This window comes from Paraburkholderia gardini, assembly GCF_907164545.1.
In the GTDB taxonomy this organism is placed as follows: Bacteria; Pseudomonadota; Gammaproteobacteria; order Burkholderiales; family Burkholderiaceae; genus Paraburkholderia; species Paraburkholderia gardini.
On the sequence record NZ_CAJQZB010000005.1, the window covers coordinates 124,571 to 136,567 of the forward strand.

The following is an 11,997-nucleotide window of genomic DNA, read 5'->3' on the forward strand; positions in this document are numbered from 1 at the left end:
ACCCCAGCCGAGGCCCGCCCAGTGAAGAGGACGCGCGAAGGCGTACGGACGAAAAAATACCGCCGTGTGGCGGCGGTCGTCCGCCATTGGTTTTCGGGCTCTCACCCCCGGTCGCGTTTGTTTGCGCGACAGGAAAAGTTTACGGCGCTTCGGCTCCAAACACAAGCGGAGTCAGTGCAGATGGAGACATAGAGCGAAGAGCCGCCGCGCCTTCGGAAAGACTATCGAGGCAGGCGTCAATGCGAAGGCGGGAACAAGAGGAGATAGACGCAGCAATTCGCGCCATGAACGCCGGGAGAGTCGGCATTATTGGTGCGGCGGCGTGAAGTGCTCCAACACCTGCGCCGCCGCTTCTGCCCGATACCGTCAGGCGGCGGTCATACTACTTGGCGGCCTCAAGACGCACCACGGCACGGCTTCCCGTCGCTTCGGCGTAGCGAGACAGCGTGCGCAGCGACGGCATCGTGCGTCCGCTTTCCATGCGTGCGACGGTCGATTGGGTCGTCTGCATCTTCTCGGCCACCTGTTCCTGTGTAAGTCCGGCCCGCACCCGCGCGGCGATAAGCTCGCGCGCAACGGCAAATTCCGGTGCCTGAGCGTCGTACTCAGCCTGGGTATCCGGGTCAGCCAGCAGGCGCTTCTTCAGGGTTGCAAGGTCAGTCATTGTTCATTCCTCCTTCATCCGGGTATAGGCCGTCTCGATGGCCCGGCGCGGTGTCTTCTGCGTCTTTTTCACAAACACATGCAGCACAACCAGGCGCTGCCCTGTCCGTGTGACGTATATCGCCCGTGCAATGCCGTCACGGCCGGTCATGCGGATTTCCCACAGCTTTCCCTCCAAGGGGCGTACGTGGGGCATCCCGACGCGCTGCGGGCCAAACTCCGCCAGCATTTCCGCGATGTGCAGGAAACGGGCTCGCATATCGGACGGCAGCGCCAGCAATTCGGCTTCGGCCTCGGGTATCAACTCAACATGCCACGTCATCAGTTTATCTCTTTTTTGCTATGTTTGCACATTACTGGCTGACCGCCTGCAATCCTTGGTGGTTCTGCTGCGGCGTGAAGTCGATGCGAGCCTCTTTGAGAATCCACGCCTCCAGCTTGTCGTGCCACATGCGCAGCAGGTCGAGCGGGCGCACGTTGTAGTGACGCTCAGCAATGGCGGACGGCTTGTGGCCCATGATTTGTGCCTTGATGCCTGACGGGACTTCCGTCCATTCGGCCAGGCTTGAGAATGACCGCCGCAGGCCGTGCAACGTCACGGGGGCGATGCCGGCAATCTCGCAAACGCGATGCAAGGCGTTGTTCGGCGCGGCCAGTCGGCCATCGGCAGCGGCGGAGCTGGAAAACACCCACCGCGACGGCTCCCACGTCTTGCCGTCCGCCTTCAACTTGCGCATCTGCCGAACGTTCGGCGGCGTGTCGTTGATGCGCTTCAGCTCGAGCAGCACGCTGGCGAAATAAGGTGTCAGGGGAATGACCCGCCCGGTCTCGATTTCCACCTTGTCTTTCAGTTGCAGGCTCCGCCACCGGAAATCCACATCGTCCCAGCGCAGTTCGGCCAGCTCCTCCCGGCGCGCACCGGTCAGCAGCAGGCCAATCAAATACGCCTCCATGACCGGATTGCTGAGCTGGCGGACGGCACCGAACCATGCGGCCAGTTGCTCGCGCTGGATGGAATCAGTCTTGGCGGCCTGCTTCGGCAGGGCATCTTTCGAAAGGCGGGTGGCGACGGCCTGAGGGTCGATGAGTCCCTGATATTCGCTCCTCGATTCGCACCACGCCGCGAAGATGCGCAGGAGGTTGAAGGCGAGCCGGACACGGGCCGGACGCCGGGCGGCTTCGTCCGTCAGCCATTCGCCCACGCGGTCGGCGCTCAGGTCGGACAACTTCAGCGGCATTAGGGCAGCGAGCGGCCCTGGCTCCGTCAATCCCTTGCCGCGCTTCTTCGGTTGCCCGCCAGCACTGGCAAGGGTTACATGGTCACGGTGATGCAGTTCGCTCCACTTCGAGCGGCGCGCCTCGATGTACGCTGCCCAGGCGTCGGCCAGTGTCACATCCTTGCGGCGTGCCTCAGCCTTTCGTGCCTCATGGGCGACGCGCTGCTCGGCAGCTTCCTCTCGCGGGTCCTTGCCAGCGTCAACGAGGCGTTGCAGGCGGCGCGCTTCGTCCCGTGCATCGTCAATGCCCCAGTCTTTCGGCGAGCCAATCGTGACGCGCACCGTTGCCCCGTTCAACTTGGCCTGAAAGATATAGGACAGCCCACCCGCCGCCGTCGCACGAAGGCCTAGGCCGGACGCGCCGCCGTCCCACAGAAACGCCTGAGACTTGCCAGCGGGGCAGCTATGACCGTTGACGCGTCCCGCCGTGAAATTGACCTTTGCCATTGTCGCCACCATCCGGGTTTCGGGTTACATACTCTCCATGTAACCGCCATGTAACCCGATTCTAGGCAAACCAGTCAACGCAAGTCAACAGGATAATGTAACCGTAAACCCGCTAATCCAATACTCATAAGCCGATTAGCGGAATTTCGTAAATCTCGGTCAACGCTGGGAAATGCCACCTTGAGAGGATTGTGATTCCTGTTGTCGTGGGTTCGAGCCCCATCAGCCACCCCAAAAGATTCAGGCACTTAGCCCAGTTCATTGAACTGGGCTTTTTGTTTTCCAAAGCTCGTGTTTGCGCGAAGCGCATGCGCCGCGTCGATGGCCTCGCGGCTTGCCCACGCACCCAGGTCCAACGTCAGTCGCAATCGCCGGATAGATACTTTCTGCCGTCGCAGGTGATTTCGACGTGGTCCGCGTTGCGTGTCGCAACGCCGGCACTCAGCAGTTCCGCCGCGACACTGGACGGCAACTGCGGCGCGGGCTGCCCGCTACCCACCTCGTTCAGTTGCCGCAATGCGTCGATCGCTTCGGTACTCAGGGCTTTTGACATGGCTGTCTCCTTCGGCATCAACCTGCTCAATTCATGCTAGCACTTCCACGAAATTGCGCCGACGCGATTCAGGGACAGACGCAGCTCCACTTCGGGCGCGTTGTTTGCTGCTTCTGGATTGCAAGGCGGATGCGCCGGTACGCGCGTTTTTGCGGCTCTGGGCGAATTCGCCGGGAGAGGACGCGCGCTTCGAGTGCGTTTGATGCGCGCCTGCGAGGAAGAGTCTGGAAAAACGCTGGGAGAGTCGAATGAAACGCGTCGAATGTGTGCCGGCTGTGCGTGTTGCCGCCGCGTTGTTTCTTGCCGTCGCGAGCGGGCTTGCGATGCCGCAACAGCCTGCGAAGAAAGACAGCGCGGCGTCGATGGTTGTTCCGCCTTCGGCAGCATCGGGCAATTCGCGAGCCGACAACGCGAATAATCCCGACAACATGCCGGTAAAACGCCCCGACAAACCGACCAGAGACAAGATCACCCGCGAACCGCCGGCCAGCGCGGCAAACGCGAAGTAGCTGCGCGACGCAAGCACGTTTGCGGTTCGTCACGCGAAGCCGCGCGCCACGGGCGACCAGACGCAGCAAACCGCGCCCTGCATGTCACTTGCGTCGTCGGGAAGCGCGATCCGCGGCGCGCCTCATAGACGCGCGATCGACACCTCCGTCGATTTCACCAGCGCGACCACTTCCGCGCCGACCTTCAGTTCCAGTTCATCGACAGAGCGCGTCGTGATCACCGACGTCACGATCCCAAACGGCGTATCGACGTCGATCTCGGACACAACCGGCCCGCGGATGATTTCCCTGACCTTTCCTTTGAACTGATTGCGTACGTTGATTGCGGCAATGCTCATATCGATTGACTCCAGTAGAACGACAAAAACCCGTCATAGCCGTGCGACGTCAGATGGCCCAGCGGACGTCCGCCGGCCGTGCGGAACGGGTCGACGGAGCGGATATTCCAGCGGAACGTGCATCGTGAAACGGATCAAACGGCGGCGCGTTGTCGTCCGGCGTGCTCTTCAGTACACGATGCAGCACGTGTTCCTCAAGCGCGGCAAACGCCGACGACGCACGCGCACGCGGACGGGCGAGCGGCACCGGCTGGTCGAGCGCAATGCGTCCTTCCTCGATCAGCAGGATGCGGTCGCCAAGCGCCACGGCTTCGTGTACGTCGTGGGTGACGAGCAGCGCGGTGAAGCGGTGCTCGCGCCACAGCCGTTCGATCAGCGCGTGCATCTCGATGCGCGTGAGCGCGTCGAGCGCGCCAAGCGGCTCGTCGAGCAGCAGCAGTTGCGGACGGTGCACCAGCGCACGCGCCAGCGCGACGCGCTGACGCTGACCGCCGGAAAGCTGTGCGGGCCAGTCGTTCGCACGACCGGCTAGCCCGACTTCGGCGAGCACCGCGCGTGCATCGTCGCGTGCGCCGCGGCTCAAGCCCAGCATCACGTTCTGCAGCACGGTCTTCCACGGCAACAGACGCGCGTCCTGAAACATGATCCGCGTATCGAGCGGCGCGCCCCCGGCGTCATGCTTTTTCAGCACGCCCGCGCTGGGTGTTTCGAGTTCAGCGACAAGGCGCAGCAGCGTCGATTTTCCGCAACCGCTACGACCCACGATCGCAACGAAACTGCCGCGCTCGATCGACAGACTGAAATCCGACAACACCGTCCGCTCGCCGTAGCGTTTGCCGACACCATGCAGCTCGACAGCGTAATCCGCCGAGCGCGGCGTTTCGCGCGGAAGCGCAGGCGTTGTTCCCGCGATGCGCGCTTCGTCGCGAACGCGGGCAACATCGGACTCGATCGCATCATGACCGGACGTGCGTGTCTGCTTGAGTTCGGTTTCGAGATCGAGGCCTGAGACACCCGCATACGATGCGGAAAAAAGCGTTGCGCTCATGCTTTCGCTCCTCGTTGATATGCAGGGTGCCAGCGCAGCGCGACGCGCTCGATGTACTTCGCGAACATGTCGGCAAGCTTGCCGAGCGCGGCATACAGCAGGATGCCGACCACCACGACATCGGTCTGCAGGAACTCACGCGCATTCATCGTCATGTAGCCGATACCCGACTGCGTGGAAATCGTTTCCGCGACGATCAGCGTGACCCACATCAGCCCGAACGCGAACCGCACGCCAACGAGAATCGACGGCAACGCACCCGGCAGGATCACATGCCGATACAGTGGGAAACCCTTCACGCCATAACTGCGCGCCATCTCGATCAGGTTTGCGTCGACTGAGCGGATGCCGTGATACGTGTTCACGTAAATCGGAAAGAACACGCCGAGCGCGACCAGAAAAACCTTGGCTTCTTCCTCGATGCCGAACCACAGGATCACGAGCGGAATCATCGCAAGCGCGGGGATGTTGCGGATCATCTGCACGGTCGAATCGAGCACCACTTCGGCAGACCGGAAAAGACCCGTCGCGAGACCGAGCACAAGGCCGATGCCTCCACCGATGACGAGACCCGACACCGCGCGCCACGCGCTCACTTTCACATCGGTCCACATTTCACCCGAGCGGATCAGCGACCACGCGGCTTTCACGACCGCAAGCGGCTCGGGCAACACGCGCGCGGACAGCACACCGCTTCGCGTGGCCACTTCCCACGCGAGCAGGATGAGCAGCGGCGCGATCCACGGCGCGACCTGCGCGCCGAGCCGCCGCAGGTACCCCGTTTCGATCAGCGATTCAGCCATGATGGCGTTCTCCCTCTTTGTCGAGCGTCGCGCGGTGATACTTTCAAGGCATCACGCATGCGCACATTCCGGTCAGCTTTGCGCGGCTTTCGGCAGATAGTTGTTGCCGACGATCTCGCCGAATGGTCCCGACAGCGGTCCGCTCGTGCGCTCTTTCAGACGGCCTGGCAGCAGCGGGAACACGAGTTCGGCGAAGCGATACGATTCTTCGAGGTGCGGATAGCCGGACAGGATGAACGTCTCGATGCCGAGGTCCGCGTATTCCTTCATGCGCGCGGCAACCTGCTGCGGATTGCCGACGAGCGCGGTACCCGCGCCGCCACGCACGAGACCGACGCCGGCCCACAGGTTCGGATACACCTCGAGCGCCTGACGGTTGCCGAGCTTGCCGCCGTGCAGTGCGGCCATGCGGCGCTGGCCTTCGGAATCCATCTTCGAAAACGACGCCTGCGCGCGCGCAACCGTTTCGTCATCGAGCTTGCTGATGAGCGTGTCGGCGGCGGCCCACGCTTCTTCTTCGGTTTCGCGCACGATCACGTGCAGGCGGATGCCGAACCTGATCTCGCGGCCATGCGCCGCGGCGCGCGCGCGGATGTCGGCGATCTTCCGCGCGACGGCGTCGGGCGGCTCGCCCCACGTCAGATACGTGTCGATGTGCTCGCCCGCGAGCGCGTGCGCAGCCAGCGACGAACCCCCGAACCACAATGGCGGATGCGGATCCTGCACCGGCGGATACAGCGCCTTGCCACCCTTCGACGTCAGATGCCGGCCGATGAAATCGATCGAATCGTTCGTGTGCGACGCGCGCAACTGCGCGCGCCAGATGCGCAGGAATTCGTCGGTGATTTCATAGCGCGTATCGTGATCGACGAAGAGACCATCGCCTTCGAGCTCCGCCGCATCGCCACCCGTCACGACGTTGATGAGCAGACGCCCGTTCGAAAGGCGGTCGAACGTCGCCGCCATACGCGCCGACAAACCCGGCGACACGATCCCCGGACGGATCGCGACGAGAAACTTGAGACGCTTCGTGACCGGAATCAGACTCGAAGCGACCACCCAGGCGTCTTCGCACGAACGGCCGGTGGGCAGCAGCACGCCCTCGTAGCCGAGCGTATCGGCTGCGACGGCGATCTGCTGAAAGTAGTCGTAACTGGCCGCGCGCGCGCCTTCGGACGTACCGAGGTAACGGCTGTCGCCGTGCGTCGGGATGAACCAGAACACATTCATGGGCTGCTCCTGCCTTTATTCGAAACGGAATCCCGCCGGGCACATACATGCGATGCACGCGACACCACGCATCGCCGTTCATGACACACGGCGATGCAACGGCATCATCGGGGAACGCGCGACGCAAACCTGCGTGCGCCAGAGGGGTGACGGCTATCGCGTCTGCATGGAGAAACAGTCTATGGACGGCCCTGAAGCTTTTGAACGATTTATTTGAGCTTAGGTTTTCCACTTTCGTGATTAGCCAGGCGCTTTAACATACGGGCGCACTGAAGGCGAAGGCGTGCCCGGCCGCGCTCTATATAATGACGCACGTTTTCCGATAACCCGGCACGGCGCCATGAAGCGCGTCGACGTGCCCCTGGCGGTGCACCGCATGCAAAAGATCATCCTGCCGTTCGTGTCCGGCTTTCTGGCTTCCCTGTTCTTTCACGAATCGACGCTCGCGTTGCTGCACGCTGCCGGGCTGATCGACCCGAGCGGGTTCTCGACCGACCCGTTCCTGCCAGCCGGTTTGCCCACGTTCATCGCGAATGCAATCTGGAGTGCGTGCTGGGCGGTGCTGATGGCCTGGTTGCTGCGCGTCTCGCCTGAGCGAATCGCGCCGTGGGTTCAGGCGTTCGTGTTCGGCGGCGTCGTGCTGACGGCGGCAGACGTTTTCGTCGTCGATCCGCTGCGCGGTATCTGGCCGAGCGGCAACATGCTGCCGCGACTTGCGGTCGGCTTTGCAGCCAACGCGATGTGGGGTTGGGGCGCGCTGGTCTTCATGCGGGCCTTCATGGCCTCGAACGAAGAGGAATAGACGTTTGTGGAACGGCACGCGCAGCGATCGTTCAGATCGTCGCTGCGGGCGCCGTTGAAACTGCTGATTCCGGGCCGTCGCGGCCCGGTTGCCACCGATGCCAACGCCGGCTAGCCCTGAAGCTCACGCAGCGGATGCGCGTCCGCCGGCCACGGGCTCTCGAACATCTTCTCGACCGCTTCGGCCGGCACGTCTTCAATCTGCGCGAAGCGCCATGCCGGACGGTTGTCCTTGTCGATGATGCGTGCGCGGATGCCTTCGATCACATCGCCTTGAGTAAAGCACGAGCGCGTCAGATCGAGATCGCGACGCAGACACTCCGCCATCGATCCCTCCGCGCGTGTCACTACTTCGAGTGAAATTGCCATCGATAGCGGCGAACGTTCGCGCAGCACGGCCGTGGTCTGCTCGGCCCATTCAGCTGCCTCGCACTCCGCTTCCGTTTCCAGCGACTTCAGGATCTGGCCGATGTCGGGCTTCGAAAAATGCCGGTCGATCAGCGTGCGTACCTGCGCGAGGGGCGATGCGTCCGGCCGCGGCACGACCTCGCAGCGCGCCGCCTCACGCGTGACGCACGCCGCCACGTCGGCGCCGGATTCGAACGATTCGCGCTTCAGCGTATCGATCAGCGCGGGCAGCGCGGCGTCTTCGATATAGATATCGGCGAGACCGGCGTAGAGCGCGTCGGCGGCGCCGATCGTCTCGCCCGTGACCGCCAGATAGCGTCCGAGCGCACCCGGCGTACGCGCGAGAAACCAGCTCACGCCGACATCCGGAAAGAGTCCGATGCGCGTTTCCGGCATCGCCATGCGTGTCGAACCGGTCACGACCCGCAGGCCGTGCGTGCGATGGGCGCCCTGCGAAATGCCCATGCCGCCGCCCATCACGACGCCGTTCATCAGCGCGATATACGGCTTCGGATACGTGAAGATCGCGTGGTTGAGCGCGTATTCCTCGATGAAAAACGTGTCCAGCGCGTCGCGTTCGCCGCGTTGCACGGACTCGTACAGAAAGCGGATATCGCCGCCCGCGCAGAACGCCCGCGCATGCTGGCTATGGATGACGACCGCGAGCACGTCGGGATTTTCACGCCAGCCGTCGAGCGCGGCGTGCATCGCGCGGATCATGCCGGTGGAAAGCGCATTCAGCGCTTTCGGGCGTTCGAGTTCAATGAAACCAATATAATTCGCGACATAGGTGACGATCTCGTCGCTCGTCGCGGGTGTTGCGGTGATGGACATGGGCTGCGAAGGGTCGAATGAATCGGGAACTGAACGGTATCACGCGACAGGCGATTCCGGTTTCGCCGTTGCGCGGCGTGTGCGTCTGGCGCGTGGCTTCGGTCCGGTTTGCGTTTGTGATGGCGGCTGCGGATCCGCCGCTGTCTGCGTCACATCCGCGCCCGTGTCCTGCCGGGCGGAACCGAACCACGCGTCGAACGCGACGTCGATCAGTGTGCCGACCGGCGTGCGCGGAAAAACCGGACACGTCAGCTTCAACGCGACGACACCGTGCATCGTTGCCCACAACGCCTCGGCCCACACCTCGCCCTGCGTGGATGCAGGCAGCCGCCCCGCCGCCCTGAGTTCATCGATCGAATCGACCATCAGACGAAACGATGCGTCGCCCGTTTCGTCCGATGCCCCGGCGGCTTCGGTCAGCGCTGCGTCGGTATAGCTGGGATCTTCCATGAAGATCAGCCGGTATGTCTGCGGATGCGCAATGCCGAACGCGACATACGCGTGTCCGAGTGCCCGCAGCCGTTGCGCCGGGTCGGCGATCCGCGCGAGCGGCTCGAAGCTTGCCTGCAACTGCGCATAGCCCTCCGCGCATAAGGCCCGCGCGATCTCGTCGCGGCTCGCGAAATGCAGATACAGCGTGGCGGGTGAATATTCGATGGCGTCGGCGATCTTGCGCATCGACAGCGCAGCAAAGCCCTCACGCATCACGATGCGCCGCGACGCATCGAGGATGCGTTCGCGCAGCGCTACTTTCTGACGGTTCTTTCGTTCGGCGATTCCCATGCTGTGCATTTTGGGGTTGACAAACTGAAAAGTCAAATTAAACTGAACACTGTTCATTGAACATCGTTCAGTTTATTTCAAACGTTAATTTGCATGGCGTACGGGCTCTTCCCGATGCCGCGCTGGAACCAGGGGTCGATATGGAAACTGCAGGGAAAGTGGGTCTGATCGGTGCCGCTGGCGCGGCCGGGCAAAGCATCGCGGCGGCATTGAGCACGGCGGGCCGCCCGTACCGCGCGATCGGCCGCGGGCAAAGCGCCTTGCAGCGTGCATTCGGCAACGATCCGAACGCGGAAATCGTCACGTGGGATCCCACGAATCCGGCATCGGTCAAATCGGCTTTAGCGGGTCTGGACACCGCTGTGTATCTGGTCGGCGTGCCCTACCACCAGTTCGCGACGCACCCGCCGTTGATGCAGAAAACGCTCGACGGGCTGGTTGCAGCCGGCGTGCGGCGGCTGATCCTGATCGGCACCGTTTATCCGTATGGGCGCGCGCAGACGACGCCGGTAACGGAAGCACATCCGCGCAACCCGCATACGTTCAAGGGCAAGATGCGTCTCGCGCAGGAAAATCTCGTGCTCGACGCGCACGGGCACCACGGGCTTGAAACGCTTGTTTTGCGTCTGCCAGACTTCTATGGTCCGGGCATCGAGCGCAGTTTCCTGCATGGCGTATTCGAGGGCGCCGCGCGCGGCGCGCGTGCGCAGATGATCGGCCCGATCGACGTGCCGCACGAGTTTGTTTTCATGCCGGACGTCGGCCCTGTTGTCGAAACCCTGACGCGCACACCGCAAGCATACGGCCGCGTGCTGCATCTGGCCGGCACGGGCACGATCACGCAGCGCGAAATCGCGGAAAAGGCGTACGCGCTCGCGGGCCGCGCGCCAAGGTTGATCGTGGCGGGCAAGCCCACACTGCGCGTGATGGGACTGTTCAACCCGATAATGCGGGAACTGGTGGAAATGCATTACCTCGTAACCGATCCAGTCGTGCTCGACGACACGGCATTGCGCACGCTCATCGGACCGGTCAGCAAAACATCATACGAAGAAGGCATCGCACGATCAGTCGAAGCCGCGCGTCGCGCGGCCATTCGCGCGGCCTGAAATGCGCGGACAGCGCGGTTGACTGAATCCTTACACGTCGGCAACGTTGCCCGGCGGAAAGTGGCCGCTTTTCAGCAGAACCGGCATGCCGTTGCTGATACGCAGATGTTCGCGCGCCACGGCTTCGATGCGCGCGCGGCCAGCGTCGAACGCGCGGCGCCACCCTTCACTGTCGTGGGATTGCGCGCCGAAATGATCTTCGAGCGCTTCGACCGAAATCGCGCACGGCACCGGCTCGCCGTTCACGAGCGCAGGAAACACGAGGGTCAGGTTGAAGTCGCGATAAGCGGGCGCTTCCGCGAGAAAACGAATTTCCATGGTCACCTCATCAGGAAAATCCGGCATGGATCGCATCGCAATCCGGCTGCTTCAAAGCCAGGCGTGCGCAGCACATTATGCTACTCGCTGGCACACATGACCGGCGGCCTTCCGCGCCCTGCCCTTCGTTGACCTGCACTGCCATGCCGGCGGCGACGATTGCCATGCACTTGTCGCCGCCAGCATGGTCGAACCAGTGTAAGCAAGCCACCCAATCTGCCCGGATCCGGAGAAAGCAACGTCGATATGGGAAAATATTTCATGCAGGACACGGAAGTCCCGGAGCCCGATGCCGCCAGCAAGTGGTTTACGTATGCCGGGCGTCACGGCATCGACATGCCGAAAGCCATCAGCATCTGGGAAGACGCGGCAACCGAAAGCGGTGCTGAAAGTCGTCGTATCGTCGGCGGTGCGGGTATCCGCATCGATCCAGAGATCAGTTGACGCACGTCGCCCGGGCGGCCGGCACGCAACCCGCGTCCATCGCTGCACACACTTTCAGTCACAAGGACACACGATGAAGCTATCCGAGCGGCGCTTGCGCCAGTCTGCCCTCTTTGCCGCGGCACGCGTCGCCGCGTTGCCCTGCGCTGCCCTGCTGATCGCGGGCCTCGCCGCGTGTGCGTCGTCGAACACCACGTCGCTGATCAACCTGCCGAACGGCCAGACCGGTTTCGCCGTGAACTGCAGCGGCGCCGATGCCGGGTCGAGCTGGGCGTCGTGCTACGTGCAGGCCGGCCAGGCGTGTGGCGCAACCGGCTACGACATCGTCTCGAAGGACAACGACGAGGGCGGCACCGCGGGCGGCGGCGTCACGAACGTCGTTTCGGCGAACGTGAAGAACCGCTCGATGGTGATTCGCTGCAAGTAGCATTG

At 63.0% G+C, this 11,997-nt stretch carries 16 protein-coding genes; 5 read left to right on the top strand and 11 right to left on the bottom strand.

All coding sequences use genetic code 11. The features are described from left to right. Positions 1-382: 382 nt before the first annotated feature. The 4 genes from LPA37_RS05995 to LPA37_RS06010 form a co-directional block, all read right to left on the bottom strand. Positions 383-664, bottom strand: a complete 282-nt coding sequence (locus LPA37_RS05995) for a helix-turn-helix domain-containing protein (RefSeq protein WP_229012064.1) — start codon at positions 662-664, stop codon at positions 383-385. Positions 665-667: 3 nt separating this feature from the next. Continuing rightward, on the bottom strand, positions 668-985 hold the full coding sequence (locus tag LPA37_RS06000) for a type II toxin-antitoxin system RelE/ParE family toxin (protein ID WP_229012066.1): 318 nt from the start codon (positions 983-985) through the stop codon (positions 668-670). Between the two features lie 31 nt (positions 986-1,016). Continuing rightward, positions 1,017-2,387: a tyrosine-type recombinase/integrase gene (locus LPA37_RS06005; RefSeq protein ID WP_229012068.1), complete on the bottom strand. Its 1,371-nt coding sequence runs from the start codon at positions 2,385-2,387 to the stop codon at positions 1,017-1,019. A gap of 358 nt (positions 2,388-2,745) precedes the next feature. Continuing rightward, a complete protein-coding gene (locus LPA37_RS06010) occupies positions 2,746-2,940 on the bottom strand; it encodes a hypothetical protein (RefSeq protein ID WP_228974561.1) in 195 nt (64 codons plus the stop codon). A gap of 248 nt (positions 2,941-3,188) precedes the next feature. Here LPA37_RS06010 and LPA37_RS06015 point away from each other — a divergent pair, with 248 nt between their 5' ends. Beyond that, positions 3,189-3,449: a hypothetical protein gene (locus LPA37_RS06015; protein ID WP_229012069.1), complete on the top strand. Its 261-nt coding sequence runs from the start codon at positions 3,189-3,191 to the stop codon at positions 3,447-3,449. 122 nt (positions 3,450-3,571) lie between these two features. Here the strand turns inward: LPA37_RS06015 and LPA37_RS06020 are convergent, their stop codons facing one another. The 4 genes from LPA37_RS06020 to ssuD all read right to left on the bottom strand — a co-directional run bounded on the left by LPA37_RS06020 (position 3,572) and on the right by ssuD (position 6,868). Next, positions 3,572-3,787: a TOBE domain-containing protein gene (locus LPA37_RS06020; RefSeq protein ID WP_228974564.1), complete on the bottom strand. Its 216-nt coding sequence runs from the start codon at positions 3,785-3,787 to the stop codon at positions 3,572-3,574. A 49-nt stretch (positions 3,788-3,836) separates the two neighbouring features. After that, on the bottom strand, positions 3,837-4,835 hold the full coding sequence (locus LPA37_RS06025; RefSeq protein ID WP_229012070.1) for an ATP-binding cassette domain-containing protein: 999 nt from the start codon (positions 4,833-4,835) through the stop codon (positions 3,837-3,839). Beyond that, entirely contained in the window at positions 4,832-5,638 is an 807-nt protein-coding gene (gene ssuC / locus LPA37_RS06030) for an aliphatic sulfonate ABC transporter permease SsuC (RefSeq protein WP_228974567.1), read from the bottom strand. Before ssuC ends, LPA37_RS06025 begins: the two co-directional genes overlap by 4 nt. A gap of 72 nt (positions 5,639-5,710) precedes the next feature. Continuing rightward, entirely contained in the window at positions 5,711-6,868 is a 1,158-nt protein-coding gene (ssuD, locus tag LPA37_RS06035) for an FMNH2-dependent alkanesulfonate monooxygenase (protein ID WP_228974569.1), read from the bottom strand. Positions 6,869-7,244: 376 nt separating this feature from the next. Between ssuD and LPA37_RS06040 the strand changes: the two genes are divergently transcribed. Continuing rightward, positions 7,245-7,670 carry a hypothetical protein gene (locus tag LPA37_RS06040; protein WP_228974570.1) on the top strand — a complete coding sequence of 142 codons (426 nt, stop codon included), beginning with the start codon at positions 7,245-7,247 and terminating at the stop codon, positions 7,668-7,670. 110 nt (positions 7,671-7,780) lie between these two features. Here LPA37_RS06040 and LPA37_RS06045 read toward each other — a convergent pair whose 3' ends face one another. Further along, positions 7,781-8,911: an enoyl-CoA hydratase/isomerase family protein gene (locus tag LPA37_RS06045; protein WP_228974572.1), complete on the bottom strand. Its 1,131-nt coding sequence runs from the start codon at positions 8,909-8,911 to the stop codon at positions 7,781-7,783. Between the two features lie 39 nt (positions 8,912-8,950). After that, the gene (locus LPA37_RS06050; RefSeq protein WP_228974575.1) at positions 8,951-9,694 is read right to left on the bottom strand and encodes a TetR/AcrR family transcriptional regulator; all 744 of its coding nucleotides are present in this window, start codon (positions 9,692-9,694) and stop codon (positions 8,951-8,953) included. 140 nt (positions 9,695-9,834) lie between these two features. On the opposite strand from LPA37_RS06050, the gene LPA37_RS06055 reads away from it, so the two are divergent. Beyond that, positions 9,835-10,803 carry an NAD-dependent epimerase/dehydratase family protein gene (locus LPA37_RS06055; RefSeq protein ID WP_228974576.1) on the top strand — a complete coding sequence of 323 codons (969 nt, stop codon included), beginning with the start codon at positions 9,835-9,837 and terminating at the stop codon, positions 10,801-10,803. Between the two features lie 30 nt (positions 10,804-10,833). Here LPA37_RS06055 and LPA37_RS06060 read toward each other — a convergent pair whose 3' ends face one another. Continuing rightward, a complete protein-coding gene (locus LPA37_RS06060; RefSeq protein WP_228974579.1) occupies positions 10,834-11,121 on the bottom strand; it encodes a DUF1488 family protein in 288 nt (95 codons plus the stop codon). A 246-nt stretch (positions 11,122-11,367) separates the two neighbouring features. On the opposite strand from LPA37_RS06060, the gene LPA37_RS06065 reads away from it, so the two are divergent. Beyond that, a complete protein-coding gene (locus LPA37_RS06065) occupies positions 11,368-11,565 on the top strand; it encodes a hypothetical protein (RefSeq protein WP_228974582.1) in 198 nt (65 codons plus the stop codon). A 73-nt stretch (positions 11,566-11,638) separates the two neighbouring features. After that, positions 11,639-11,992, top strand: coding sequence for a hypothetical protein (locus tag LPA37_RS06070; RefSeq protein WP_228974584.1), 354 nt, complete (start codon positions 11,639-11,641; stop codon positions 11,990-11,992). The last annotated feature ends 5 nt before the right edge of the window (positions 11,993-11,997 follow it).

What these genes read in the sequence shown, in the direction of transcription:
- LPA37_RS05995 (WP_229012064.1), bottom strand. Translation starts at nt 664, where the DNA reads ATGACTGACCTTGCAACCCTGAAGAAGCGCCTGCTGGCTGACCCGGAT.
- LPA37_RS06000 (WP_229012066.1), bottom strand. Translation starts at nt 985, where the DNA reads ATGACGTGGCATGTTGAGTTGATACCCGAGGCCGAAGCCGAATTGCTG.
- LPA37_RS06005 (WP_229012068.1), bottom strand. Translation starts at nt 2,387, where the DNA reads ATGGCAAAGGTCAATTTCACGGCGGGACGCGTCAACGGTCATAGCTGC.
- LPA37_RS06010 (WP_228974561.1), bottom strand. Translation starts at nt 2,940, where the DNA reads ATGTCAAAAGCCCTGAGTACCGAAGCGATCGACGCATTGCGGCAACTG.
- LPA37_RS06015 (WP_229012069.1), top strand. Translation starts at nt 3,189, where the DNA reads ATGAAACGCGTCGAATGTGTGCCGGCTGTGCGTGTTGCCGCCGCGTTG.
- LPA37_RS06020 (WP_228974564.1), bottom strand. Translation starts at nt 3,787, where the DNA reads ATGAGCATTGCCGCAATCAACGTACGCAATCAGTTCAAAGGAAAGGTC.
- LPA37_RS06025 (WP_229012070.1), bottom strand. Translation starts at nt 4,835, where the DNA reads ATGAGCGCAACGCTTTTTTCCGCATCGTATGCGGGTGTCTCAGGCCTC.
- ssuC (WP_228974567.1), bottom strand. Translation starts at nt 5,638, where the DNA reads ATGGCTGAATCGCTGATCGAAACGGGGTACCTGCGGCGGCTCGGCGCG.
- ssuD (WP_228974569.1), bottom strand. Translation starts at nt 6,868, where the DNA reads ATGAATGTGTTCTGGTTCATCCCGACGCACGGCGACAGCCGTTACCTC.
- LPA37_RS06040 (WP_228974570.1), top strand. Translation starts at nt 7,245, where the DNA reads ATGCAAAAGATCATCCTGCCGTTCGTGTCCGGCTTTCTGGCTTCCCTG.
- LPA37_RS06045 (WP_228974572.1), bottom strand. Translation starts at nt 8,911, where the DNA reads ATGTCCATCACCGCAACACCCGCGACGAGCGACGAGATCGTCACCTAT.
- LPA37_RS06050 (WP_228974575.1), bottom strand. Translation starts at nt 9,694, where the DNA reads ATGGGAATCGCCGAACGAAAGAACCGTCAGAAAGTAGCGCTGCGCGAA.
- LPA37_RS06055 (WP_228974576.1), top strand. Translation starts at nt 9,835, where the DNA reads ATGGAAACTGCAGGGAAAGTGGGTCTGATCGGTGCCGCTGGCGCGGCC.
- LPA37_RS06060 (WP_228974579.1), bottom strand. Translation starts at nt 11,121, where the DNA reads ATGGAAATTCGTTTTCTCGCGGAAGCGCCCGCTTATCGCGACTTCAAC.
- LPA37_RS06065 (WP_228974582.1), top strand. Translation starts at nt 11,368, where the DNA reads ATGGGAAAATATTTCATGCAGGACACGGAAGTCCCGGAGCCCGATGCC.
- LPA37_RS06070 (WP_228974584.1), top strand. Translation starts at nt 11,639, where the DNA reads ATGAAGCTATCCGAGCGGCGCTTGCGCCAGTCTGCCCTCTTTGCCGCG.